A 26,984-nucleotide genomic window follows, 5' to 3' on the forward strand; every position below is an offset into this window, starting at 1 on the left:
GTATTGAAACCCTCTACGACATCATCTCTTCCCCTGTTACTCGCCGGACCCATTTTAAGAAAAACCACCGCGACTGAAGTAGTACTTTGGTTAGCCACCAGCTCGCCTCTTACAGGCAGAGCCGAGCTTCATACTCAAGAAATAGACGATTCTGAAGCAGCACAAGACCAGCCGTTTTATACCTCATCGTTTGAAGAACATGATTCGATTCAAATCGGTACACATGCGTGGATAACGCTAATTCGCTTACAAGGTGAGTTTCCGACTAATACGCTGCTTGAATATGACATTCACACAGAGTCAGGTTCACTAAAAGAGCTCGCCCCTCACCTTGTTTACAACGGTAAATCTCGCGTTGAGTTTAAGATATCGACCTCAGCTGATTACATTCTTCATGGCTCTTGCCGCAACCCGCATCATCCAAGCAAAGACAGCCTAGTTGCAGCCGATAACAAGATGGCCGATCAAACCGTCGCTGAAAGACCCGACATGCTGATGATGAGCGGCGATCAGATCTACGCCGACCATGTGGCAGGCCCAACACTTGATGCTATTCAACAAGTGATTCACCTGCTTGGCCTTGTAGGCGAAAGCTTACCGACTGACTCGCAAATTAAACAAATCAACAACAGTGACGCTCTGTATAACAGTGAATACCACTTATACCAGCGTCATCACTATTTGCCGCACCACACAGCTTCAGAATCGATGATCGATAAGTTATTCCCGAACCGTGGCGTGCCGATTTTTAGCTCTACCGATTGTGAAAACCACTTGGTCACGCTGTCTGAGTTTATCGCGATGTACTTATTGGTTTGGTCTCCGACACTGTGGCAATGCGTCAATCGAGAGCGTTTAATTGAGAATAACTTCACTCAAGGTGGACGCCAATTAACACCGACTGAGCAGCAACAATGGCGTGATGAAAGCGTCATCATGGATGATTTCATTGCTGGCTTACCGCAAGTGCAACGTCTGTTCGCGCATATTCCAACGTACATGATCTTTGATGATCACGATGTGACGGATGATTGGAACCTTACCGTGGGTTGGGAGCATGCCGTCGACCAAAACCAGTTCGCGACCCAAGTCATTGGTAACGGCCTTGCGGCTTACTGGATGTGTCAAGGTTGGGGTAACAAACCGGAGAGCTTCGACGAAACGTTTATCGAGCAAACAAAACAGCTTTTTGTCGCTCAACCGCTCATTACTAAACAACCGCGCATTAGTAAACAAACTCATAATGAAGCCGGCAATGCAGCGACTACTCACTCTATTGGCAACATCGAGCCAGACAAGCATCAAGCCCTTATTGAGATGCTGAGTCGCTTTGAAGAGTGGCATTACACAATAGATACCTCACCCAAAGTCATTGTGTTGGATACTCGTACGCGTCGTTGGCGTTCAGAGTCTCGCATGAACAAGCCTTCAGGTTTAATGGACTGGGAAGCCTTGATTGAGTTTCAACATCAGTTAATGAATCAAGATAAAGTGGTGATCGTTTCAGCTGCACCGATGTTTGGCGTGAAGTTTATTGAAACACTGCAAAAGATGGCGACCACAATCGGCAAGCCATTAGTGATTGACGCTGAAAACTGGATGGCACATCCGGGCAGTGCTAATACGCTGATCAGCATCTTTACCCATACCAAAACACCGACCAACTTCGTGGTACTTTCTGGCGATGTTCACTACTCCTTCGCTTATGACATCAAGCTTAGGTATCGTCGCAACAGCCCGAACATCTATCAAATCACCTGCAGTGGTATTAAAAATCAGTTCCCTGCTCCGCTGCTTAAATTCTGCGATGTATGGGACCGCCTGTTATACAGCCCTCGCTCAGTTTTGAACTACTTCACTAAGCGTAAACGCTTGAAGATCGAAAAGCGAAGCCCTGACAATCAGACCTTCTATCGCCTTTCAAACCGCAGTGCGATTGGAGAATTGAGGCTAGACACTGATGGGAAACCGCAATCGATCACGACACTCAGTGGCGACGGTAAAATTACCCGTTTCCCAGAGCCCGATTGATAAAATGCTCCTTATCGCTCGCGTATCCGTAATGTCAGTTTTTAGTAAAGACGCTTGCGATCACACTCTGTAGACCCAATAGTTATGCTTATGGTTATAGTTGATAGCTATCAGCGTTACGGAACTCGATACAAATTTTAACTGGAGCTCGTTATGTTCAATTCTCTCACATCAATGTTTAAACAATTGATTGAAGGCCAGGACCTAAGCAAAAACCAAGGCACATCACCTAATATCGCCATCGCGAGTTTGTTGTGTGAAGTCGCGGGTGCCGACCATCAGATCAATGAATCAGAAAGAGTCGCTAAGCTACAGCTTCTGCAGCGTTTGCTGGATTTAGATGAAGAACAAGCAAAGGTACTGCTCGCGCAAGCAGAGCCGAAAGTAGAGCAATCAGTATCGCTGTATGACTTTACATCGCAACTCAGAGACCTATCTCAGCCAGTGCGAATCGACGTAATCAAAGCGATGTGGGAAGTAGCGCATGCCGACGGGGAAATTGACCCTATCGAAGATTCTGTGATCCGTAAAACAGCAGAACTGCTCTACGTCGACCACTGTGACTTCATCAAGAGTAAGTTAAGTGTTTTAGGCGAAAATTAGTGCCTGAAATAATGAATTGGAAACTGAAATAAATAAAAGCGACGGGTTAAGAAACCGGTCGCTTTTTTGAATCGGTAAACTGAAAGCTGACTAAACAGGGCTGAGAGGAGCTAAAAATTTAGCTACAACATAGTTAATGTGAGTTTCGCAAGATTATAAGCATCGACATAACCCGAGTGCTGACGACCTTCCCACTCAATATTTTTGGCTTCTTGAGCAGCGCGGTGACCAATGCGTTTGTCTTTCAAGCGATTCTGAACACGGTAAAGCGTTGCGATGTTTAAGAACTCGCTAAACGGAGGTTCAATGCCTTTCTCAATACACTCTTTGTGTAAGATAAGATCGTCGCGTCCCCACGCTGCATAGATTTTCTTTGGGCCACCGAAGTTCTTAATCATCGACTTGATAACAGACTCTAATGGGCGACCCTGCTTTTCGATTTTACGAGGGGTAATGCCCGTTAACTCGGCGCAAAATAGAGAGACTTCGTCTTTTTCGGGCTTAACGTAATATTGCGCGCGCTTCACGATGGTTCCAGATACAAGATCGATCTCAGCAAGACCAATTTCAATGATCTCCCCTGTTGTTCCTACACCGTCTTCGCTCCAACAGCACATTTCCAAATCGAAACACACCACTCGATTGTGATTCATACGTCGCCTAATTCTCTCGTCAAAAATTTCGTGAAATTGTACATGAGCCTAATAAAGAACTCGACCCCAGTTGCATCAAGTGCTCATTTAGCCTGCAATTGTGACTCGATTTCGGCCATTTGACTTACTTAGGTATAACATGCTGTCAGTTTTTTGAAGGAGCGCTTCAATGTCTTCATTAGTGCGGATGGTAGCCCCGATGCTTAGAGTGCAACTCAATAGCTGGCCAGAATGCTCGCAATGAGACTCACTCACCGTATCTAAAATACATTCTAAATAGCGAGACAATGAGTCATGTTCAGTGATGCTCGAAATGATACCGAACTCATCCCCTCCCATCCGGAATAGGTTATCTCCAGACTTCAAGCTCACTGAGATAACCTTAATCACATGAATAAGTAACGCATCACCGGCTGGGTGCCCAAACTTATCATTGATCTCTTTAAACTTATCAACATCAAACACTATTAAGCTAAACGGCTTATCGCTTTGTATCGATTGACCAAGCATCTTATTAAAAGCTCGGCGATTATAAATTTCCGTTAAACTGTCATGATTGGCAAGAAAGCGAAGTTCTTCTGTTCTTTCATCAATCATTCGATATAAGCGCTCTTTCTCTCGAATTTGCAGGTTCACAATATAAGCAAGCAGTAATGAGATAGTGGTACCAACTATGCCGATTCCCGCCAACACTAAGTAACCATTAAATGAAATACATGCATCTATCTTGAAGTCGATAATCCATTCACGGTTAGTTAATGTAATCGTCTTTGTAATGTGCTGCCCAGTTACCGCTTCATAACCATTGGTTTCGAACATTATCGGGGCATCTTCAGCTTCAAAACCGCTATCGGTAACACGCACATAAACGTCCATATCGCCGACAGTAGATGCCAGAAGTTTCTCAAAATAGTATGTGGTACGAACAACACCAATCACAACCCCTAACAAATTGTCCGTTTGACCATCAAACACAGGGTGGTAGACCAACATTCCGCTCTTAGGTGTGTTGCTGTCTAAACCGTCTTGCAACAGACGAACTTTGTCTGAAATATTCGCTTCACGTGTTTTTTTAATGTTATCAATGACCAGATTAAACCGCTCACGAGAAGAGTAAAAACCCAAAACACCGTTGTTCACTGGATCATTCGGATAAATATCTGTCGCGATAAATACGGGCTCGCCATCCAAGACATAACCATAAGTTTTTGGCCCATGTTTAGGGATAGTAAACATTCTATAGGATGGGTATTGAGCTTTCATTTTGGCGGTATGCTCGGCGATATCTTCTACCGCTACTTTTTGCATCCACTGCAATCCGATCAGGCTTTTCGAACCGTTAATCGTTTGCTGAGCAAAACGATCAAATCGATCCCGACTATCGACATCATTAGAATAGAAAAAATTTGCACCGGAACCGATATAAGCGACATCGTTATCAATAAACGCTTTTAAACTGAGCGTTTGATGCTGAGCAAAGCTATCCAGATTCTCATTCAAAGACCTATTTTGATTCGCCGCAACCAAAACAAAACACAACACCGTCATCAAAAATGTGGCAAAAAAGACAACTAACGGCAAAGTTCGTTTCTTCAACCCTGTTATAGGGTCGGTAGTGTGGGGCATACAGCTTCCCATATGATGTTATTTTGAGTCGAAAGTATACACTGCCGGAATGCTAGGCTCTATTTATCTTTGACTCTCACAATGGGATAAAACTAACACTATTTACAACCCATGGACATTTACGGCTAATAAACCAACAAATCTCGATTAACTTTTAAGCTAACTCACCAAAAAGCCAGTTTATTGAAAACATTAAATAAAGCCCTTAAGCCTTGAATATGCTAGTATCCACCCATATTTATAGCTTGAAAGTGACCATTTCGGCCTTATGCCACTGAGTTTCTTTCCAACCTGTATATTCCTTTAAACCGACGAATATACCGTTAAATCAATTTTAAAGAGAAATCACTATGATCGTTGATTTGAACCTAATCCCACAAACGTTTGATATGCTTCACGCAGGCCTAACTGCATCAAGCGTTTTACTACTGTTAATTGCCGTTTCTCGTAAAACCAAAGTGGTTGAGAAAGTCGTAGAAAAACCAGTAGAAAAGGTCGTTGAAGTTGAAAAGCCAGTTGAGAAAATTGTCGAAGTAGAGAAAGTAGTAGAAGTTGAACGTGTGATCGAAAAAGTAGTAGAAGTTGAATCTAAGCTTGCTACAGCACCTACTAATTCAGCAATGCAGCTACTGTCTATCATGCAGCAAGAAGCGCGCCTTATCGACTTCTTAAAAGAAGACCTAACGTCATTCTCTGATGAAGAAGTTGGCGCAGCAGCTCGTGTTATTCACACTGGCGGTCAAAAAGTATTGGCTGATTACGTAACGCTGTCTCACATCCGCACTGAAGATGAAGAAACACGTATCACTATCGCTGAAGGTTTCAACCCTCAAGAAATTCGCCTAACTGGCAACGTAACGGGCAATGCACCATTCAACGGCACACTAGTTCACAAAGGTTGGAAAGCAACTGACATGAACCTGCCTAAGCTTGCTGAAAACTACGATGCATCTGTAATTGCACCGGCAGAGGTGGAGCTATAATGGAACACCAAAGTCATTCAGCTCAAGAGCCATCTTCTCAAGAGCAAAACCAGGCACCCAAGTTCAGTGTTGGTATCGATTTAGGTACTACACATTGCGTTTTGTCTTACATCGACACAAGCAATGAAGACGCTCGCGTTGAGGTGATGCAAATCCCTCAACTGACGGCGCCAGGTACAGTAGAAACTCGCAGCCAACTTGGCTCGTTCCTATACCAACCGCACGAACATGAAATGAATGCGGGCTCTCGCGTTCTTCCTTGGTCTTCAGAGCCGAAAGCACTAGTGGGTGCGATTGCTCGTAACCTTGGCTCTAAAACCCCTATTCGTTTGGTAGCAAGTGCAAAATCTTGGCTATGCCACGGTGGTGTAAACCGTCGCGATGCTTTCCTTCCTGCAGGCAGCCCTGAAGAAGTAGAAAAAGTATCTCCGCTTAAGACAACTGAACTGTACCTTGAGCATCTTAAAGACGCATGGAACCACGCAAACCCAGAACACAAACTGGCAGACCAAGATGTAACGATCACGGTTCCAGCTTCGTTTGATCCTGCGGCTCGTGACCTAACAGCAGAAGCTGCACGTAATGTTGGTTTCACTCACCTAACGCTTCTTGAAGAGCCACAAGCGGCTCTGTACAGCTGGATTGATAACAGCAACGACACATGGCGTGATGAAGTAAACGTTGGTGACATCGTTCTTGTTGTCGATATCGGTGGTGGTACAACCGACCTTTCGTTAGTTGAAGTAACACAAGATGACGGCAACCTAAGCCTGAACCGTATCGCAGTAGGTGAACATATCCTACTTGGCGGCGACAACATGGACTTAGCACTGGCTTACCGCTTGAAGATGAAACTGGCGCAAGAAGGCAAAGAACTGGCTCCTTGGCAGGTTCAAGCAATGACTCACGCATGTCGTGATGCGAAAGAAGCACTGCTAAACGATGCTGAACTGCAATCTGTGCCTATCGTTGTACCTAGCCGCGGTTCTAAACTACTGGCCGCAACACTGAAAACCGATCTGACTCAGCAAGAAGTACAACAAACATTGGTTGATGGCTTCTTCCCGAAAGTAGCGGTGACTGAGCACCCAGTACAAAAGACGCGTGGCGCACTGACTCAAATGGGTCTGCCTTATGCTCAAGACGCAGGTATTACTCGTCACATTGCTGCATTCCTTTCTAAGCAAGCGAACGCGCTTTCTGGAAATAGTGAAACCGCTCAGCAAGATTTCAACCCGTTTGCAAACATGCCCGGTATGCCCGGTACAGAAGCGCAAGGGTCAGAAGCGCCAGTGGCAGACTTCATCAAACCAACAGCGGTACTGTTCAATGGTGGTGTTCTAAAATCGAATCTACTTGCTGATCGTCTTTCAGACACGATCAATGAATGGCTAATTAATGCCGACGCTGAATTTGCTAAACAACTTTCAGGTTTCGACTTAGACCTAGCGGTTGCAAGTGGCGCTTCTTACTACGGCGCAGTTCGTCGTGGCCAAGGCGTTCGTATCCGTGGTGGTATCGCATCTTCTTACTATGTTGGAATTGAAAGCGCGATGCCAGCTATCCCAGGTATGGCTCCTCCAATGGAAGCACTGTGTGTTGCACCATTTGGTATGGAAGAAGGTTCAAGCGTACAAGTACCTAGCCAAGAATTCGGTCTAGTGATTGGTCAGCCAGTACACTTCCAGTTCTTCGGTTCAACCATTCGTCGTGAAGATGAAGCGGGTACGCACCTTGATCACTGGGCGCCTGAAGAGCTTGATGAGCTTCCTGAAATCCAAGTGACATTGCCGGTTTCTGAAGGCCGTCGCGAAGGTGAAGTGGTTCCAGTGACTTTGGCTTCTCGCGTTACTGAGCTAGGCACCTTACACCTAGAAGCGATTGCTACTGACAACGGTCAGAAGTGGCACGTTGAGTTCGATGTTCGTGAAGACTCGAATAACGACTCAAACGAACAAGCATAATGAATCAACGGCACCTTAGCGGGTGCCGTTACTTTATCAATGCATTTCTCAATCTAGTCCTGCCTGTTTCTCAGGAATGACGTTTACGAATAACAACAATAAGACCAAAGCTATCAAAAAACTGGTCATCACTCTGGAAGAATAAGGTTTTGTATGGCAACTCCTCGTTTTTTAGTCGGCATTGACTTAGGTACAACCAATACGGTTGTCGCTTACTGTGAAATCAACGACGACCTACAACATGCTCCCGTTTCTCTTTTCGATATTGACCAACTCATCGGCCCCGGTGAAGTGGTTCGCAAGCCCTTACTCCCATCCTTTCGTTACCACCCAGCACAAGGTCAAATACCCCCTTCTGACCTGACAATGCCGTGGGAACCAAGCCCCGTTGAAGGCGATATTAAGAACGTTATCGTCGGTGAATGGGCACGTGAATTAGGCGCTAAGGTTGAAGGCCGCCAAGTATCGAGTGCTAAGAGTTGGCTGTCACACCAAGCGGTGGATCGTAACTCCGACATTCTGCCTTGGGCAGGCGCAGCAGATGTCGATAAAGTCTCGCCAGTTGTGGCGAGTGCAAGCTACCTCAACCACATTCGCCAAGCATGGAACTACCGTAACCCGAGCAACAAGCTTGAAGACCAAGATGTTGTGGTTACCGTTCCTGCTTCCTTCGATGAGACAGCACGCAAGCTAACACTCGAAGCCGCAGAACTGGCGGGCTTAGGTAAGATTCTATTACTCGAAGAGCCGCAAGCCGTTTGTTATGACTGGTATGCCCGTCACCAACAAACCGCAGCAGATGAACTTCAACAAATCCCACTGATTCTAGTGTGTGATGTTGGAGGTGGTACCACCGATTTAAGCTTAATTGAAGCCAAATTCGATGCGAACAGCGACGGTAATAACGAGCTCGCACTCGACCGTATTGGTGTTGGTGAACACTTGATGCTTGGTGGTGATAACCTCGATTTAGCCCTTGCCCACCTTGCAGAGCAACGCTTCAATCAAAACAAAAAACTGAATGCCTCTAGCCTAACCAAATTGATTCAACAGACTCGCGCCGCAAAAGAGAGCCTGCTTTCTGCCAATGCGCCCGATGATGTAAAGATCACCATGCTGGGCAGCGGTTCAAAACTGCTTGGCGGTACTAAGAGTATTGGTTTAACTAAACAAGAAGTCCATCAAATCGCATTGGAAGGTTTCTTCCCGCTTTCTGAGTTTACTGAAACACCCGACAAACGCCGCAGTGCTGTGGTTGAGTTTGGTCTGCCTTACGTGGCTGACCCTGCGGTGAGTAAGCACGTTGCAGAATTCCTAGCAACGCACCAACAAGTGTCTAAAGCCGCATTGGAAAACTCAGACTCTATTGAGTTCGATGACACCAAACCTGCAATTCCAGTTGGCGTGCTGCTCAATGGTGGTGTGTTTAACAGTGAACTGGTAACAGAGCGAATTACTCAGCTACTGGGCAACTGGAACGGTTCTCCTATCACAGTGCTTGATAACCCTCATCCAGATTGGTCTGTTGCCCTTGGCGCGGTTGCCTTTGGTAAAGCACGCCGCGGTGCACAGCTGAAAATCGGTGGCGGTGCTGCCCGTTCTTACTTCTTGCATCTGCAAGAGAAAAACAAGATGGGTAAAGCGCTTTGTCTGCTTGCCAAAGGAACCGAAGAAGGCCAAGAGATACGCTTGAACAGCCGTCGTTTCTCGCTGACTTTAGGTGAGCCAGTACGATTTAATCTTCTGACTTCAACACACGATCAAATTGCTCATGACACCGCCATTCAAAACGGTGTGATGGTCAATGTGGATGCCGACTTGTTCTCCCCTCTCCCACCGTATATTTCTACGCTGGAAGGCTCAGGTACTGCAGAACTTCAAGCCAACCAAAAAGAGCGTGTTGAAGTACTGCTCGCTTGTCAGTTAACCGAAGTCGGCACATTGAAAATGGAGTGTGTGAGTATAGAAGATGACTCTAAGCGTTGGTTGCTTGAGTTTGAAGTAAGAAACAAGCAAGGCGATGAATCTGATACCTCCGCGCTTCACCCAAGATTGGAAGAGTGTAAGGAGTTGATTTCTCGCCTGTACAGCGGCAACAAGAAGAGTGCTGAATCGAAAGAGATCAAAACACTATCGAAAGATCTTGAGAAGCGACTAGGTAAACGCGATGAATGGGACTTCACGACCCTTCGTCATCTATTTGATACCTTCTCATTAGGTCGTAAACGTCGTCGCCGCTCAGAAGCACACGAGAAGAACTGGCTACGTTTGGCGGGATACTCGCTACGTCCTGGCTTTGGCGATCCGACTGACTCATGGCGTATCGAACAGATTTGGGGCCTTTACCAACAGAACATTCAGTTCAAGAACCACCAAGGCTGGACAGACTGGTGGGTATTCTGGCGTCGTGTCGCTGGTGGGCTAAACCAAGAGCAGCAAGAGAGTATCTTGGCGGACATCGCTAAATACCTTCACCCAGGTGCAATGAAGAACCCTAAGACAGCCAAAGATGCGCAAGATAACGGTTATGAAGCCATGGTCCGTTTAGCGGCGTCACTTGAGCAACTTGAGGTTGAAGACAAAGTGCTGCTGGCAAGTTGGTTCTTAAGCAAAGCGATCAACCATAACCAATTTGAACAAGCGCACTGGTGGGCTCTGGGTCGATTGGCTTCAAGAACACCTTTGTATGGTAGCCAACACAGCGTGATTCCTAGAGAACAAGCTGAACAATGGTTACCGAAACTGCTCGAGCAGAACTGGCAGAAAGAGCAGATGATCGCCTTTGCAGCGGTGATGATTTGTCGTAAAACTGGTGACCGTCAGTTTGATATCTCTGATGACTATCGCAATCAAGTGATTGAGAAGCTTAAGCAAAGCAAGGTACCTGATTCATGGTTAACACTAGTGAGTGAAGTGACTGAGCTTTCTGAGAGCGAATCTAAGCGTGTGTTTGGTGACGCATTACCAAGCGGATTAAGCCTCATTAATAATTAGGTTTAAAAACGATTAGCTTTCGTTACTAATGGTAAAGAAGCTAGCAAGAAAAGAAAAAGCCACTTTCGATTCGTTGAAAGTGGCTTTTTTATTGGTGGCTTAAGGCTGGTATGTGTAATCGACTTATAGCTTTTTGGTTAAGAGCCTTAGCCGTGTTGCAGTTCATCATTGTTAATGTTTGGTTCCAGTTGGGTTGATAGGAAAATCCGTATTTTCATAAATGTCAGATAGTTTTTTCGGTTTATTCTCTTTTGCTCCTTTGTTCGATTGATTATGAGTTTCGCTTAAAAGCCATTCCTCATGCATTTTTGCTGAATCCAAAAACTCTGGATCCTCCATTGCTTCCTTGCGAAGTTTATTTACACGTTCGAGAGTATCCCAAATCATAATACTTCACCTCCACTAAGGCAGTAATATAAAGATAGCTCAACCCCATAAAACTTCAACTAACCCAATGAGATAGCGATCTCAATTTCGTAATTTACCCACTTTGAACGAGTGAAAATGGTCACCTTTGTCAGCACTCAAATAGTGGGCACTTCTCCATGATCTTCGAAGATCATTAGGCACAAAAAAAGCGAGCTCAATGCTCGCTTTTTGTTTATCTATCTGTTGCTCGGATTACCAGCACTAGCTCGATTAAATCACACCGAGGTTAAGCACGGTTACCAATTTTCACCTTGCCATTGGTAGCAAACCAAAGGGCTTCTGAACGACGACGACCGATTAGAATCGGGCCATCATCGTAGAACAAGAAGTTCTTCCAATGCTTCTTGAAAATCGCCCATTTGGTTTCAAGAACATTGTACTTTTCGTAACAAAAATAAACAGTTACGTCATCTTGCCAATCAATAAAGTTAAGAATCTCTTCTGGCATTTCAGGCTCATCCGCTTCCCAATGCGCCATCCAACTGATCTCTTCATTCCAGTTCGATGCTTTGCTTGGCCAGTCTTGCGAGCTCAGTCGTTCTGCGTCTGGGCTTTGAGGGCTCACGTTCTCTTTCCAGAACTGAGATGCTCTCGCCTGTGTCATTGGCTTAATCTTTTCCAAGTCCTCTGCCGGAAGCGGCATTGACTGGTGTGTGAAAATCCATTTTCTTTGGTATTCGTCCAAAGTTGTGTATGACATCAAAATTCCTCAAATATCTGCTCAGGCTGATGGATTTACCATGCCTATCTGTTCTTTTTGATGCAGCGGCGATTAGCAAAGCTTGATATACGCTGCGTCTAAATTTTGTTTACGTTTAAAAGCTATTGGCCTTTAACTAGTACTACGTCTTAGCAATATTGCCGCTAAATAACGCGTCTATCTTCCCAATTTGGGTTAACTAATGCTGTCAGTATATGGTCTTCCCATTTACCGTTAATCTGTAGGTAGTCTTTAGCAAAACCTTCTCGGACAAAACCAAGATGTTCTAATACGCCAGCACTGCGTTCGTTGTGAGGCATGTAGCCCGCCATTAAGCGGTGCATGTTCTGCACATCAAACATGTAGTCTTTGGCCATGTTCAAACCTCTGCGCATGTAACCGTGGCCCTGTGCACTTTGCGCCAATGAGTAACCGACATTACAAGCGTAGAACGGGAAACGAGACAAATTACTGAACGATATGGTGCCTAACATTTCATTAGAGTCAGCGTTAATCAGTAAACAGTAATAGCCTAGCCCCATTTTATGAAGCTCGTTTAACTTGATCAGTCGCTGCGCCCAACTCGCTCTATCAAAGAACGCGTCTTCGCGAATCGGTTCCCAAGGTTTCAGATACTCTCTGTTAACCTGAAAGTACTCGCTGATCATGCCAGCATCATCGATTTCAGCCGTGCGTAGAATCAGATTACCATCATGCTTATAAATGCGCTCTGGTGTACTCAAATCTTCCATAATCTTGTTCTTATTCGATCAGTTCTTTCTGATACCGTAATCACGAAGCTTATTCGCAATTGAGGTATGAGAAACATTCAAACGTTTTGCTAGCTTACGGCTTGATGGGAAAGACTGATAAAGCTTCTCTAGAATCTGAGATTCATAGTCTTTCATGATCTCATCGAGCGAGCCGTCTAAGCTCAGGTTCGCCATTCCAGCCGTCATTGTTTCAAGCTGTGGCAAGTGGAATTGCTCAACCGTTAGCGTGTCTGAATCCAACTCTGTTAGTGCGCGTAGAACCATGTTGTCTAACTGACGAATGTTGCCCGGCCATTGGTAATTACCAAGCTGGTCGACTAACTCTTGAGTCAGTTTTGGTTTTAACATACCTAACTGCTGCGCGTACTTTGCAACGAACAGTTCCAACAGTGGCGCTACGTCGTTTGAGCGTTCACGCAATGCTGGAATAGACAGAGTCAGTACATTCAAGCGGTAGAACAAATCTTCACGGAACGAACCCGAGTCGGCTAATTCAGAAAGACGGTGGCGCGTTGATGCAATAATACGAACATCCGCGTGCATCTCTTCTTCTTCACCAACACGACGGAATGAACCATCTTGTAGGAAACGCAGCAGCTTGATTTGAAGATGCGGGCTCATCTCGCCAATTTCATCTAAAAATACCGTACCGCCATTCGCTTGTTCGAAAATACCTTTATGACCTTGCTCATGGTTGAATGAACCCGGCGCATGACCAAACAATTCCGTTTCCGCTACGTCATCAGGCATCGATGCACAGCTTAGAATCAAGAATGGGAAAGACGATCGATTTGAACGGTTATGACACGCTTTCGCCAACATCTCTTTGCCTGTACCTGTGTCGCCTTCAATTAATAGAGGCTGATCCAGCATAGCCAATTTCTTAGCTTGGCTGATCAAGGCTTTATGGCGATTAGAGACACCAACAAAATGTTCGAAACCTAGGTTGTTCTGTTCTGGGATTGAATCTGGCGAGTTCATCTCTTGATTACAAGAACGAATCGTCATTACTGCGCTTGCCAGTACCGCTTCGTTGACATCACCACCAAGGTAAATCGGCAGGATCTCAATCGAGAAATCTAAACCATCCAACACGACAACTTCACGATGGCGCGTTACATCGCCTTCGATCCAACGAGCAAAGTTAAAACTAGGAACAAACGTCGCTAGCGGTTCACCGATGACTGCGTCTTCTTGCTTATTAAAAAGGTTCAATGCAGCGTGGTTAGCCATATCGACTGAGCCTTTAAGGTCAATCGCAATAACAGGATCAGGTAGGTTTGCCAGCAGAGCAATCAGCTCTGTGTTATGCCTTTCGCTTGGCATAAATTGGATTTTACGTACATCCTTCACACCTGAAATTCGGCGAATTTCAGCCATAAGTTCACTAAAAGCATCAAAATCAATATCAGGGCAGTTTAGATAAATAATACCTTTAACATCAATTTCGATTCCTCTTAAATCAATGCTTTTTGAGGCCAAGATATCGAGCAACTCACGTGTTAAGCCGAGTCTGTCTTCACACAATACTTCAAGACGCACAAATAGTCCTATTATAGGTGTCAGGATAAGTTGACAGTAGTGTGGATTAAGCTCTGAGTTCAGTCAAGAAGAAGAGTAAACATATGTTTACTCTTCTTCTCAAACTATTGAGCTTTAAATGCTTTATTTGAGAGTGATACGCTTTATTTCTGAAAGGACGGCTTTGCGGAGGTCTGCCAGTTTTACTTTTCGTTCGTTATGCCAAGGCATAGGACGCAGCAATGTCATGGCTTTTAAGCCCAGTCTTGCAGTAAGGATACCGACACCTAGCCCCTGCCCTGCTCGAGCTGAGACTTTGCCTGCAAGATCCATCGAGACGAGATCCATACTTGCATCAATCGCGAGCTCACTTGCTCCTGCAGCGGCCATGTTGATTAACACCAGTTTAAATAGCTTAATGCGAGACCAGTAGCCAAGCTCAATGCCATACACATCAGCAAGCTTGTCTATCATGGTGAAATTTCGCCAAGCCACCAACAACATATCAGCCGCCGCCAATGGACTCACCGCGACCAAAGCCGCCGATTCGGTCGAAAACTTAGTGACGATTTGAGTCGCTACTTTGTCTTGTTGACTCACGACTAACGCATCGTACATATCCAACACTTCTGCATCACTGTGTGCAGGGTTAATGCTGTTTCGCCACTTATCGTACGAAGGAGACTCAGCGATAATGCCGCCTTGCTTGGCGATGTTTTCACAGAACGCTTTGCCCTTGCCGACACTTTGACTTTGGAGTAGCTCTTCACTCTGCTCTTGCACACTAAAGTGATCTTTAAGTGAACGCAGTTTCCACAGCTCTTTGCCTATTGCGCCTAAACCCAATGAAGCAATGGCAGCAATAAAGCCTGCCCAACCTAACGCAAGCCAATCAGCAGTTTGAATTGCGGTAATGACCGATTCAATTGCTTGCCATCCAACTAGGCCAGAAAAAGCGACCAATAAACCCGTTCCAAACCACTTCTTCTTTTTGCTCGGTCGAATCACTTGTTCCAATTGCTGCTCAGCTTCACCATCAAGTTCGGCTTCCACTTGCGGTGCGACAGGGACAAATTTCTCTTGCTCTGTGAACAGTTGTTGAGCACCTAAATCCAGGCCAACGTCGGTCTTGTCTTGCTCATCAAAAGAGGTCTTCAACGGTTCATTAAAGACCTGCTTTGTTTTTAATTCACTCATTTTGATTGCCTCAATTACTTCAACTTGTCGCCAATGAGATACTCTAAAACCTTGTCGACTCTTAGATGTTGGCAAGGCTCATCGGAATGTTGCTCCATCGGTCTAAAGCTCGTGAAATCAAACTGGTTGGTTTCCCAATACTGTTTGTTGGGCAACTTACGCGGCACCTCTCCCGGATACATGGTTTGAGGGACATTATCCAAAGTCACACCTTGCAACGCCGGAACATTGTCTGAGCCAGACGAGATATAACCCGCGCTGGTCGCTTGAATAGACGCGATACTCATACAACTCATGTCGATGTGTTCAAACGCCGCCTGCTGCCAAGCCGGATGTACCATCTGTTGTAACAGTGACACCAAGTTCGGATGTTGATCCGGTGTCACGTGGTCAGCCTTGGTGGCTGCAAACAAGATCTTGTCGATCTTCGGCGCGAATAAACGTCTTAAGATATTGCTTCGACCGTACTTAAAGCTCTTAAGTAACTGTTCTAACGCGCCACGCATATCCATGAAAGAGTCATAGCTCGCATTAAGTGGCTGTAAGCAATCCACCAACACGATTTGTCTGTCGAACGTCGCGAAGTGATTCTTGTAGAACGCTTTGACGACCTTCTGTTGATACTCTTCATAACGCGCTTTCAGTACCGCATAGTTACTTGTTTTTGAGAACTTACCCTCAGGTGCGATACACGGGAAGAATTGCAGCACAGGCGCGCCTTCAAGCTCACCAGGTAATACGAATCGACCCGGTTGAACCCAATGCAACCCGTTACTTTTACAAGTATGAAGGTACTGAGTGTAGCTATCGGCAATCGCGACCAGTTTCTTTTCGTCCGCTTCTGCTAGCAAATCGATATCACCACGCATTACGTTCCACTGTTGCGAGTAAGTTTCTCTGTCGCCTTTCAATGCTGCAAACTGAGATTGGCTCCAGGTATCGAAGTCCATATCCAGTAACGGCAAATCAAGCAGCCATTCACCTGGATAATCGACAATATCGAGATAAAGGGTGCTGTTTTTACTCAGTAGCTTTTTCGCGCCCTTCGCAGGCTTATATTTGATTGCTAGACGAATCTCACTGACATCACGCGTTGGCACTGGCCATTCTGGTGGCTGTGCATTCAACGACTCCATCGCTTCATCATAAGAGAAGCGTGGAATCATCATGTTGTGTTGCGGGATGCGCTTTGCGCCAATAATTCTTCCATCTCTCGCCGATGCAAGCAGTGGCAGGTTTTTATGGGTAGACGTGTGAAGAAGCTGATTAACCAGCGAAGTTATGAATGCTGTCTTACCCGCACGAGAAAGCCCCGTGACCGCTACTCGAATATGAGAATCCGTTCCTCTGCTTATAAAGTCACTCATTTCTTGAGTTAGGTGTTTCATTTGAACGACTCCGTGATAGTTAGGCTAGCTGGTTATGATAATAGAGAGGCAAGCCTATGTTCTTTCCCAATTGGGATAGTTTGTATGCTTTTGCTTATGTTGATGTTGATGTTGATGTTGATGTTGATGAGTATGCAATACACATTCTTAATGCTAGATGAATAAAAGCCCCTGACTACATTCATAATCAGGGGCTTTAGAATTTTTGCACGATATCCGACGTTTAATCGTCTTCAATCAACTTGTAGATAACAAACAGCGCAATCTCTGCAATTAGCCAAAGCGCACATGTAATCGTCACGTATTTATTATCAAAGATACTGATCCCTTTCAAGATCAGGTCGTAGCCAACAAAAGCACCAATCACCACTGCCAAGATAATCTGTAGGATCTGAATAAAACGAGGCATTCCTCTCTCCTATGTTCTTATATCAAACTATGTGTTTATCACTATATCATTGATAATAAGACAAAAGTGCAGATAATGCTGCACTTTTGTCTTTAACTTTCTGTCAAAAATTGCAATTCAAACGCTGAAGTTAGCGACAATTACGATTTTTTGGCGTCGATTAATTACGCTTTCTCAGCTTCAGCAATCTTCACTTTCCACGTGTCAGGGCCGATCTGGTGTGCGTTCACGCCGTTAGAGTCAACCGCTACCGTTACAGGCATATCTTCAACTTCAAACTCGTAAATCGCTTCCATACCGAGATCTTCAAACGCAACAACGCGTGCTTTTTTAATTGCTTTTGCGACTAAATAAGCTGCACCACCAACCGCCATTAGGTAAACCGCTTTGTGCTCTTTGATTGATTCAACCGTTGCAGGGCCACGTTCCGCTTTACCGATCATGCCCATAATGCCAGTTTCGTTCAGCATCATGTCAGTGAACTTATCCATACGTGTTGAAGTTGTTGGGCCCGCAGGACCTACCGCTTCATCACCTACAGCATCAACAGGACCCACGTAGTAAATGAACTTGCCTTTGAAATCAACGCCGGCTGGTAAGCCTTCGCCGCTTTCTAGCATGCCTTGAATACGTTTATGAGCAGCATCACGACCGGTTAAGATCTTACCTGACAGAAGAACCGTTTCGCCGGTCTTCCACTCTTGTACGTCTTCTTTAGTCACTTCATCAAGGTTAACACGACGTGTATTTGCGCCCGCTTCCCAAGTGATGTCTGGCCACTCTTCTAACTTAGGTGGCGTTAGCTCTGCTGGGCCGCTGCCATCTAGTGTGAAGTGAACGTGACGCGTTGCTGCACAGTTCGGGATCAAACATACAGGCTTAGAAGCAGCATGAGTTGGTGCTGTTTTGATTTTTACATCAACCACAGTAGTGAGACCGCCAAGACCTTGTGCACCAATGCCAAGCTTGTTTACACGGTTGAAGATGTCTAAACGAAGCTCTTCTTCTGCGTTCTCAGGACCTTTCTCGATAAGCTCTTGGATATCGATGTGTTCCATCAAAGATTCTTTCGCTAGCACAGCTGCTTTCTCAGCCGTACCGCCGATGCCTATACCTAGCATACCCGGTGGACACCAGCCTGCACCCATTGTTGGCAGCGTCTTCTCTACCCATTCTGCAATATCATCAGAAGGGTTCAGCATAACCATCTTGGTTTTGTTCTCAGAACCGCCGCCCTTAGCCGCGATTTGAATTTCAACTTTGTTGCCTGGAATCATATTAATGTGGACAACCGCTGGTGTGTTGTCTTTGGTATTAATACGCTTACCTGCAGGGTCCATTAGGACAGATGCACGCAATGGGTTATCTGGGTTGTTGTAAGCTTGACGAACGCCTTCATCAACCATCTGTTGTACTGTTTGATCCGTTTCCCACCTAACATCCATACCGATGTTCACGAAACAAGTAACAATACCCGTATCCTGACAAATTGGACGATGGCCTTCCGCAGACATGCGCGAGTTGATAAGAATCTGAGCGATCGCATCTTTAGCTGCTTGGCTCTCTTCTTTCTCGTACGCTTTTTCTAGGGCTTGGACAAAGTCTAAAGGGTGATAATAAGAAATGTACTGAAGTGCGTCAGCGACACTGCTGATCACATCTTGCTTACGAATAACCGTCATTGCATGCCTCTTTATTGTTCTGGTTCCATGTGGGTTCACAGTTTGACTATATGTGCCAAATCGAATTAGGTGGTTTAGCTTTTTATTGTGTTGAGCTGTATTTAGTTGCTTTAGCAATCGCTTGCATAGCTTTAAACTAAACCACTTGGATTACTCCGTTCTAATCAAGAACCCATTTTATTTTCAATTTATGATACTCTTGCTTCCTCTCACACGCCATGCAGTGATCGAACTCTTTGTCACAAATTAAACAAATGAATAACAACGAATTTCGCTCTATCCAAATCAAGCCGCTTGAATATCAATCAACTTTAGCTAAACAGCTGTTTTCCCATATTGAAAACCTGCCGTGGGCAATGCTATTACGCTCCGCTTCAGAAAGCCACGTTGATAGTCGATACGATATTTTAGTTGCTCAACCCATCGCCACCTTCGAGACAATCGGTGCAGAAACGACCGTTAATGTTAATGAGACGTGCGAGGTTTCAGACTCTGATCCTTTCGAACTACTCGACCAATATCAGCAACAATTATTGCCTGCGACTAAAGAGCACACTCAGTTGCCATTCGTTGGCGGCGCTTTAGGCTATTTTAGCTATGATTTAGGGCGCAGAGTCGAGACACTTCCATCACTCGCAAAGCGTGATATTGAAGCACCTGACATGGCAGTTGGCTTGTATGAATGGGCTGTTATCGTTGACCACCAATTGAAAACGGCGTGTATTGTCGGTAGCAATATCGATGAACATCATGATTGGCTAATGCAGCAGATGGCTCAATCACACCTATCACATGCGCCCTTTGGGTTAACCACACCGTGGCAATCCAATATGAGCGAAGAGAGCTACGCCACTAAGTTCGATAGTGTTCAAGAGTACCTGTTATCCGGGGACTGCTATCAGATTAACTTAGCTCAGCGCTTCAATGCCCAATACCAAGGTAGTGAATGGCTGGCTTATGACAAGTTAGAACAGTACAACTCAGCGCCCTTTTCGGGTTTTATCCGTTTGGCCGACTGCGCAATCATCAGTGTTTCGCCAGAGCGTTTCTTAGAACTCAAAGACAACGTCATTGAAACCAAGCCAATCAAAGGCACACGACCTCGTTCTGAGGACCCGATGATTGATAATGCCAACGCGCAAGACCTAGCAAGCGCCGATAAAGATCAGGCGGAAAACTTGATGATCGTCGACCTACTTCGTAATGACATTGGCCGAGTAGCAAAACCGGGCACAGTGCATGTACCAAAGCTCTTCGATATTGAAAGCTTCCCTGCCGTGCACCACTTAGTGAGCACGATACGAGCGGACCTTGATGACCAATACTCTGCAACTGACCTTCTGAGAGCCTGTTTCCCTGGAGGCTCGATTACTGGCGCACCAAAAGTTCGCGCGATGCAGATCATTGAAGAGTTAGAACCGCATCGACGTTCAGCGTACTGCGGCAGTATTGGCTACATCAGCCGAAATGGCAGAATGGATACCAGTATTACCATTCGTACATTAGTCGCCGAGAACAACACGCTTTATGCTTGGGCTGGCGGTGGTGTGGTATTTGATAGTGATTGTGCTTCTGAATACCAAGAAACACTGGATAAGCTGAGTCGAATTCTACCGGTACTTGAAGATTGCTAAACCTAGTGTCATTAACTGCGAGTTCCGCGACTTAATGACGAGTTCCGTAGCTTAACGGCTAGCAAAAGTTCGATATAAAAAGAAACCGAAGGATCGTAAGATCACTTCGGTTTTTTAGTCTGTAAGTTAGAGTACATAACTCACAACGCTTTATTCGCGTGTTTAAGCGACCTTCACCGCTGAGACACCCCACTTCTTGAGCATCTCTTTCAGATCGTTGGCGGTGTAAGGCTTACTCAAAATGTCATCCATTCCACACTGAATACAACGTTCGCGTTCTTCCAATGTCGTTCCGGCGGTCAGTGCCACAATAGATTTAACGTAACCCTTCTCTCTTAGCTTCTCTGTTGCTTCAAACCCGTCCATAACAGGCATTCTGCAATCCATGAATACAATGTCGTATTCGTTGTCTGACGCGAGCTCAAACCCTTCGACACCATTACTTGCAATAGCTGGTTCAATCTCATGTTTACGGAGCATCTGTTGGATGATGATCTGGTTCATCTTAATATCATCAACCACCAGCACTTTAAGTAGTGACAATTCCGCCTCATACTCAAAGCCCTTGGCGACACTATCACTCTCTGCCGGAACATCGACAACTTGAAGAGGAATCGAGATGGTAAACGTCGTGCCTGAACCAACGACACTGGTCACCCCAATATCACCATTCATCAGAGCCACCAGTTTGCGACAAATCGCTAACCCAAGTCCTGTACCCTCATAGTTCCGACTACTTGAGTTATCTGCCTGCGTAAAAGGTTCAAACAGCGTCTTATGTGCTGATTCAGCAATTCCGACTCCGGTATCTTCTACAGAGAAAACAAATTGGTTTTTGTCCCACTCAATATCAACATTCACATGCCCTTCTTCTGTAAATTTAATCGCATTACCTATTAAGTTCACAAACAGTTGTGTGATGCGCTCTAAATCGCCTTGGAAATGGGAGGGAACGTTTGACGTAACACTGATATTGAATTCGAGCTGCTTCTCAATTGCTCGATTGACGAAGATGCTTTCAATCGTGTTTCTCAAATCACGTAGGGCAAATTTCTTTGGAATAAGCTCCAACATCCCTGCATTGATTTTGCTGTAATCCAATAGATCATTAATGATGGTTCGGAGAAACTCTCCAGATTGGCTCAGGTTGTTCACTATCTCACGCTGAGAGCTATTCAGTTCGGTATCACTGATCAACTCGGCACTGCCTAGTAAGCCATTAAGTGGAGTTCTTAACTCATGATTAATCATGGCCACAAAGTCACGCGTTGCCCTTTCGGACTCTTCCGCTCGTTTACGTGATTCAATATTTCGGTTGATTGCTAGTTGATGGGTTAAGACACTGCAGATAAGGTCCGTGACCAACAACAGTTGGCTTTGGATAAACTCGTAGTCTTGGTCTAACAATCTGACTCTGACGATTAACGCACCAACTATGACTTTTTCAACCTCTAAGGGCACGGTCAGTAGGTTGTCTTGCCAATGAGGTTCTTGAATGTCTTGCTCTAACACCTCGACAGTCTCATCGCCATAATCATAGGTCTGTAACTGAGGGATGAGCTTGGGAGGTAGAATCAAACGACTGGCTTCGATTAAGTAACTGTTAGTCACGTTGGTCGTTAGTTCAGATAGCATGACATCATCGAGATCATTTCTTAGAAACGCGCGCCCAAAATCAATCAACAGGTTGTCGATTTGTTCTTGGAATTCAATGCGGCGTATATTCGCGTTGGAGCGCTTTTCTAACTGACGCAAAGCAAGCTCAAGTTGTTGGTTAGCCTCGAACAGTTCGAGGCTCTTCTGTTCCAACAATCCTTCAGCCACTTTTCTTGCCGCGATTTGACGCTTAAGCTTCTTCTCTAGGGCAGATGCCAGATCCATATTACTTTTCTACTTTGAGATTAAACCTAACCACGCTTTGGTCATCATTTTGTGGCGTCATCTCCACCGCGATAGATTCACCGTGGTATTCAGCACATCCTTCAATAAGCCCTAAGCAAACATGAGACATACACCTTGCGCTTTTGTAGTCAAAAACAAGTTGTGCTTCGGTCGTGGTGATAAAACTGAATTCAGGTGGCTCAGCATCCGGATAGAGCTTCTTCACTTCAACATGAATGTAACGCTCTACGTGCTGAATAAATTGAAAGGTGGTATTGCTGTGAGCAAGGCTCGCTTTATTCGGTAATGAGGCCAGTAAGTTCTTAAATACAGACTGCCCAAACACGCGTTGCAAGCTTGCCGCATCAATATCGGTTTTCTTACTCAAGTTGATAATCAACCTGACAAGGTCTTTGTGGTCGTAACTGCCGACCGACGTATAGATTCCTTCATCTTCTGACATTTCTAGAACTTCTTCCAAAAGCTCTAGCCCAAACTTGTCTTCAACAAGCTCTAAAAATTCGGTGAATATGATTCCTTTCATCTCATACCTTTTCTTCTATTTCTTTTTAGAATGGTCCACTAAGTTATTGTTATCAAATTCTTAAACAAAAAATCTACGTTTCGTCACCCAATTTTATGACATCGATAACGCTTACTCGCCTGTATGCACATATTGAATATAGCAAAAATCGTCATTTTGAGGAGATTCATCGGTAAACAGCCCCTCATGACGCCCAATTAATAACTAAAAGAGGGAAAGTGAATGAAGAAAAACTCAATATTGGTAATCAACCCACGGTTATGTCTATAATTAAAATCATAATAATCAATATATTGGCTTGATATGAATAAAGAAAACTTCCTTCAGCAATTCCAACTTAACCCTACCGTTGGCTATCACCCAGAGTCAGTAGAGCGTGTTTCGCACATCAGTGGCGAGCAATTACGTAAAGCGGCAGTGGTGGTAGGTTTAGTTGAAAGAGAAGATGGTTTACATGTCATTTTTACTAAAAGAGCGGCTCATTTAAAGCATCACCCCGGCCAAGTCAGCTTTCCTGGTGGTAAACACGAACTTTCTGACCCTTCTATGCAATTCACTGCACTCAGAGAGCTCCATGAGGAGGTGGGAATTCGATCGGATCAAGTTAAAATTGTTGGGCAATTACCTGCATTGAGTACTATTAGTAAATTTTCTGTGACGCCGATTGTTGCCATGGTCGATCCTGACTATAAAGCCATCATCGATGAGAACGAAGTTGCCTCAATTTTTGAGGTGCCCGCTACCTATGTTTTAGACCAAGCCAAGTTACACAGCCACACTGTTAACTTTAAACAAATCAAGCATCGAGTTTTTGCTATGCCCTTCCAAGAGCACCTAATTTGGGGCGTTACGGCGCAAATCATCCATTCACTGCAGCAACATGTAGTGCAACAAATTACATAGCAACTACGTTTTGTTTAATCTCTGTTAACAAAATCCAGACTTCCTATGGAACAGATTTATTAATGCAATTTTACGCAAACGTTTCCCTGGTATAAATCTATACAATCCGCCTTTCGCATAAATAAAAGTAATACCAAGCATAAACATAAATCACCTGTGGCACGCTATTTTCGTGATCAAAAGTCCGTTTTTCGCATATCATGTGACACGCCGTTTCATTACATGATTTAGATCTATTTTTTGCAGAAGAAAATTCTGCAGAATTAGCCCCGACTTATTTCCTGTTCCAAAAAATGAGTAATTTAACATGAACACAACAACTTCTTCGGCAAATGCCGTTAAAGATTCAAGCAAGTTTAACTATAAAGATTTTACCTGGTGTTTATCACTATTCGGTACAGCAGTTGGTGCTGGCGTACTATTCCTTCCAATCAAAGCTGGTGCGGGTGGTTTTTGGCCATTAGTTATCCTAGCTCTAATTGCGGCACCAATGACTTGGTTCGCACACAAATCTCTAGCTCGTTTCGTACTGTCTGCTAAAAACCCTGAAGCTGATATTACAGACACAGTTGAAGAGCACTTCGGTAAGACTGGCGCAAACATTATTACTTTTGCTTACTTCTTCGCTATCTACCCGATCGTTCTTATCTACGGTGTTGGTATCACAAACACAGTTGATTCTTTCCTAGTAAACCAAATGGGTATGGAATCTATTCCACGTCCTCTTCTTTCTGGTGCACTTATCCTTGCTATGACAGCAGGTGTTGTATTCGGTAAAGAGCTGATGCTTAAAGCAACTTCAGCAATGGTTTACCCACTAGTATTCATCCTACTAGCGCTATCTTTTTACCTAGTTCCTGATTGGAACACTTCAATGATGGACGTAAGCCCAGAATGGTCAACAATGCCTTCTATTATCTGGCTTGCTATTCCAATCATCGTGTTCTCTTTCAACCACAGCCCAATCATTTCACAGTTCTCTAAAGAGCAACGTCGTGTATACGGTGATGACGCAGTTAAGAAAACTGACGCGATCACTGGTGGCGCAGCAATGATGCTGATGGGTTTTGTAATGTTCTTCGTATTCTCTGTAGTGCTTTCTCTATCTCCAGAGCAACTAGCAACAGCGCAAGCACAGAACATCTCTGTTCTTTCTTACCTAGCAAACGTACATGAGTCTCCACTTATCTCTTACATGGGTCCTCTTGTAGCATTCGCAGCGATTACTTCTAGCTACTTCGGTCACTTCCTAGGTGCTCACGAAGGTCTTGTTGGTCTAATCAAGTCTCGCTCTGGTTCTTCAATCTCTAAGATTGAAAAAGCATCTCTAGCGTTCATCGTTGTTACAACTTGGATTGTTGCAGTAGTTAACCCAAGTATCCTAGGTATGATTGAAACAATGGGTGCTCCAATGATTGCAGCTATCCTGTTCCTAATGCCTGTGTTCGCGATGCAGAAAGTACCAGCTATGGCTAAGTACAAAACTTCAGCACCTGTGCAAATCTTTACAGCTTTATGTGGTCTAGCGGCTATTAGTTCTGTAATCTACGGCGCTCTTTAATCTCAAGCCCTTTTTATAAGATGGCATCCATCTTATATCGCGAGATTAGACAAAAAATATAATGATAATAAATGAGCCTCCCTACTCCCCTTGGGAGGCTCTCTTTTTGAGGTAATCGCTATGATTAGTGTATTTGATATCTATAAAATCGGTGTTGGTCCATCGAGCTCACACACAGTTGGACCAATGAAAGCGGGTAAAGAATTTATTGATGACCTACGTTCAATGGGAAAATTGCGCGACATCACTAAAATCACCGTGGACGTATATGGATCACTATCACTGACAGGGAAAGGTCACCACACAGATATCGCAATCATCATGGGTCTTGCTGGCAATACTCCTGAGCGTGTTGATATCGATTCTATTGCTGGCTTCATTGCTCGCGTAGAAGAAACTGAGCGCCTTCCTGTTGGCATGCACTGTCATACAGTATCGTTCCCACGCGATGGCGGTATGAACTTCCACACTAGCAACCTTTCTCTACACGAGAACGGCATGAGCATTCATGCATGGGTTGGTGACGAAGTTGCATACTCAAAAACGTACTACTCAATTGGTGGCGGTTTCATCGTTGACGAAGAGAACTTCGGCAAAGAAGAAGAAAACCCAATCAAAGCACCTTACGAATTCACAACAGCTGAAGAGCTGGTTAATCAGTGCAAAGAAAGCGGTCTTTCTATCAGTACACTGGTTATGAAAAACCAAGCAGCGTTCCACTCAGACGAAGAGTCTCGCACTTACTTCGCTAACATCTGGAAAACTATGCGTGAGTGTATGGATCGCGGTATGAATACTGAAGGTATCCTGCCTGGTCCACTACGTGTTCCTCGCCGTGCAGCAGCACTTCGCCAACAGCTAATGACTTCAGAAAAAACAACCAATGATCCAATGTCGGTTGTTGACTGGGTAAACATGTTTGCTTTCGCAGTAAACGAAGAAAATGCAGCTGGCGGCCGTGTAGTTACGGCACCAACAAACGGCGCATGTGGCATCATCCCTGCTGTATTGGCTTACTACGATAAGTTCATCCAAACAGTGACAGAGAAAGATTACATCCGTTACTTCGCAGCTTCTGGCGCGATCGGTGGTCTTTACAAGCGTAACGCTTCAATCTCTGGTGCTGAAGTTGGCTGTCAGGGTGAAGTTGGTGTGGCATGCTCTATGGCTGCTGCTGGTCTTGCTGAGCTTATGGGTGGTAGCCCTGAGCAAGTATGTATGGCTGCAGAAATCGGCATGGAGCACAACCTAGGTCTAACATGTGACCCAGTTGCTGGCCAAGTACAAGTACCATGTATCGAGCGTAACGGTATTGCTGCAGTTAAAGCAATCAACTCGACTCGTATGGCACTTCGTCGTTCTTCTGCTCCTACTGTTTCTCTAGATAAAGTTATCGAAACAATGCTAGAAACAGGTAAAGACATGAACGCTAAATACCGTGAGACTTCTCAAGGTGGTTTGGCTGTTAAGGTTGTTTGTTGATAGCCGTTGAATCAATCTGTTTTTAA

21 protein-coding genes are annotated in these 26,984 nt (G+C 44.8%); 9 read left to right on the forward strand and 12 right to left on the reverse strand.

Annotated features, from left to right (window positions below; translation table 11 throughout):
- The first annotated feature begins 3 nt into the window (after nucleotides 1-3).
- Both ACED46_RS05530 and ACED46_RS05535 read left to right on the forward strand, forming a co-directional pair.
- On the forward strand, nucleotides 4-2,031 hold the full coding sequence (locus ACED46_RS05530) for an alkaline phosphatase family protein (RefSeq protein ID WP_371721048.1): 2,028 nt from the start codon (nucleotides 4-6) through the stop codon (nucleotides 2,029-2,031).
- Nucleotides 2,032-2,184: 153 nt separating this feature from the next.
- Nucleotides 2,185-2,634: a TerB family tellurite resistance protein gene (locus ACED46_RS05535; protein WP_371721049.1), complete on the forward strand. Its 450-nt coding sequence runs from the start codon at nucleotides 2,185-2,187 to the stop codon at nucleotides 2,632-2,634.
- Nucleotides 2,635-2,756: 122 nt separating this feature from the next.
- Here the strand turns inward: ACED46_RS05535 and ACED46_RS05540 are convergent, their stop codons facing one another.
- Together ACED46_RS05540 and ACED46_RS05545 are read right to left on the reverse strand one after the other, a co-directional pair.
- Entirely contained in the window at nucleotides 2,757-3,287 is a 531-nt protein-coding gene (locus tag ACED46_RS05540) for a 3'-5' exonuclease (protein WP_017060438.1), read from the reverse strand.
- A gap of 87 nt (nucleotides 3,288-3,374) precedes the next feature.
- Nucleotides 3,375-4,913, reverse strand: a complete 1,539-nt coding sequence (locus ACED46_RS05545; RefSeq protein ID WP_017067723.1) for a sensor domain-containing diguanylate cyclase — start codon at nucleotides 4,911-4,913, stop codon at nucleotides 3,375-3,377.
- Between the two features lie 350 nt (nucleotides 4,914-5,263).
- Between ACED46_RS05545 and ACED46_RS05550 the strand changes: the two genes are divergently transcribed.
- The 3 genes from ACED46_RS05550 (at nucleotide 5,264) to ACED46_RS05560 (ending at nucleotide 10,854) form a co-directional block, all read left to right on the forward strand.
- Nucleotides 5,264-5,896, forward strand: a complete 633-nt coding sequence (locus ACED46_RS05550) for a DUF2760 domain-containing protein (RefSeq protein WP_371721050.1) — start codon at nucleotides 5,264-5,266, stop codon at nucleotides 5,894-5,896.
- Nucleotides 5,896-7,860 carry an Hsp70 family protein gene (locus ACED46_RS05555; RefSeq protein ID WP_371721051.1) on the forward strand — a complete coding sequence of 655 codons (1,965 nt, stop codon included), beginning with the start codon at nucleotides 5,896-5,898 and terminating at the stop codon, nucleotides 7,858-7,860. Before ACED46_RS05550 ends, ACED46_RS05555 begins: the two co-directional genes overlap by 1 nt.
- 153 nt (nucleotides 7,861-8,013) lie before the next feature.
- Entirely contained in the window at nucleotides 8,014-10,854 is a 2,841-nt protein-coding gene (locus tag ACED46_RS05560; protein WP_371721052.1) for an Hsp70 family protein, read from the forward strand.
- A 171-nt stretch (nucleotides 10,855-11,025) separates the two neighbouring features.
- Here the strand turns inward: ACED46_RS05560 and ACED46_RS05565 are convergent, their stop codons facing one another.
- The 8 genes from ACED46_RS05565 to ACED46_RS05600 all read right to left on the reverse strand — a co-directional run bounded on the left by ACED46_RS05565 (nucleotide 11,026) and on the right by ACED46_RS05600 (nucleotide 18,953).
- Nucleotides 11,026-11,241, reverse strand: a complete 216-nt coding sequence (locus tag ACED46_RS05565) for a hypothetical protein (protein WP_017065431.1) — start codon at nucleotides 11,239-11,241, stop codon at nucleotides 11,026-11,028.
- Nucleotides 11,242-11,509: 268 nt separating this feature from the next.
- Nucleotides 11,510-11,983, reverse strand: a complete 474-nt coding sequence (locus ACED46_RS05570) for a DUF2947 domain-containing protein (protein WP_017060433.1) — start codon at nucleotides 11,981-11,983, stop codon at nucleotides 11,510-11,512.
- 164 nt (nucleotides 11,984-12,147) lie between these two features.
- Entirely contained in the window at nucleotides 12,148-12,735 is a 588-nt protein-coding gene (rimJ, locus tag ACED46_RS05575; RefSeq protein ID WP_017065430.1) for a ribosomal protein S5-alanine N-acetyltransferase, read from the reverse strand.
- Between the two features lie 18 nt (nucleotides 12,736-12,753).
- A complete protein-coding gene (gene tyrR, locus ACED46_RS05580; RefSeq protein WP_017067720.1) occupies nucleotides 12,754-14,298 on the reverse strand; it encodes a transcriptional regulator TyrR in 1,545 nt (514 codons plus the stop codon).
- Between the two features lie 123 nt (nucleotides 14,299-14,421).
- Entirely contained in the window at nucleotides 14,422-15,474 is a 1,053-nt protein-coding gene (locus ACED46_RS05585) for a YcjF family protein (RefSeq protein WP_371721053.1), read from the reverse strand.
- Between the two features lie 14 nt (nucleotides 15,475-15,488).
- Nucleotides 15,489-16,862: a YcjX family protein gene (locus ACED46_RS05590; protein ID WP_371721054.1), complete on the reverse strand. Its 1,374-nt coding sequence runs from the start codon at nucleotides 16,860-16,862 to the stop codon at nucleotides 15,489-15,491.
- Nucleotides 16,863-17,085: 223 nt separating this feature from the next.
- Nucleotides 17,086-17,271: a hypothetical protein gene (locus ACED46_RS05595; RefSeq protein WP_004734731.1), complete on the reverse strand. Its 186-nt coding sequence runs from the start codon at nucleotides 17,269-17,271 to the stop codon at nucleotides 17,086-17,088.
- A gap of 164 nt (nucleotides 17,272-17,435) precedes the next feature.
- Entirely contained in the window at nucleotides 17,436-18,953 is a 1,518-nt protein-coding gene (locus ACED46_RS05600) for a fumarate hydratase (RefSeq protein ID WP_102320448.1), read from the reverse strand.
- A gap of 254 nt (nucleotides 18,954-19,207) precedes the next feature.
- On the opposite strand from ACED46_RS05600, the gene pabB reads away from it, so the two are divergent.
- Nucleotides 19,208-20,587, forward strand: a complete 1,380-nt coding sequence (gene pabB, locus ACED46_RS05605) for an aminodeoxychorismate synthase component I (RefSeq protein WP_017065426.1) — start codon at nucleotides 19,208-19,210, stop codon at nucleotides 20,585-20,587.
- A gap of 162 nt (nucleotides 20,588-20,749) precedes the next feature.
- Here pabB and ACED46_RS05610 read toward each other — a convergent pair whose 3' ends face one another.
- Nucleotides 20,750-22,468: an ATP-binding protein gene (locus ACED46_RS05610; RefSeq protein WP_371721055.1), complete on the reverse strand. Its 1,719-nt coding sequence runs from the start codon at nucleotides 22,466-22,468 to the stop codon at nucleotides 20,750-20,752.
- 1 nt (nucleotide 22,469) lies between these two features.
- Complete coding sequence (locus ACED46_RS05615; protein ID WP_017060423.1) at nucleotides 22,470-23,012, reverse strand: heme NO-binding domain-containing protein; 543 nt, start codon at nucleotides 23,010-23,012, stop codon at nucleotides 22,470-22,472.
- Nucleotides 23,013-23,315: 303 nt separating this feature from the next.
- On the opposite strand from ACED46_RS05615, the gene ACED46_RS05620 reads away from it, so the two are divergent.
- From ACED46_RS05620 to ACED46_RS05630, 3 genes are all read left to right on the forward strand, one after another.
- Complete coding sequence (locus tag ACED46_RS05620; RefSeq protein ID WP_102333204.1) at nucleotides 23,316-23,915, forward strand: CoA pyrophosphatase; 600 nt, start codon at nucleotides 23,316-23,318, stop codon at nucleotides 23,913-23,915.
- Nucleotides 23,916-24,222: 307 nt separating this feature from the next.
- Nucleotides 24,223-25,476, forward strand: coding sequence for an aromatic amino acid transport family protein (locus ACED46_RS05625; RefSeq protein ID WP_048609200.1), 1,254 nt, complete (start codon nucleotides 24,223-24,225; stop codon nucleotides 25,474-25,476).
- Nucleotides 25,477-25,596: 120 nt separating this feature from the next.
- A complete protein-coding gene (locus ACED46_RS05630; RefSeq protein ID WP_017060420.1) occupies nucleotides 25,597-26,958 on the forward strand; it encodes an L-serine ammonia-lyase in 1,362 nt (453 codons plus the stop codon).
- Nucleotides 26,959-26,984: the final 26 nt, after the last annotated feature.

The sequence above is a fragment of the Vibrio sp. 1S139 genome (assembly GCF_041439475.1).
GTDB lineage: Bacteria > Pseudomonadota > Gammaproteobacteria > Enterobacterales > Vibrionaceae > Vibrio > Vibrio crassostreae_C.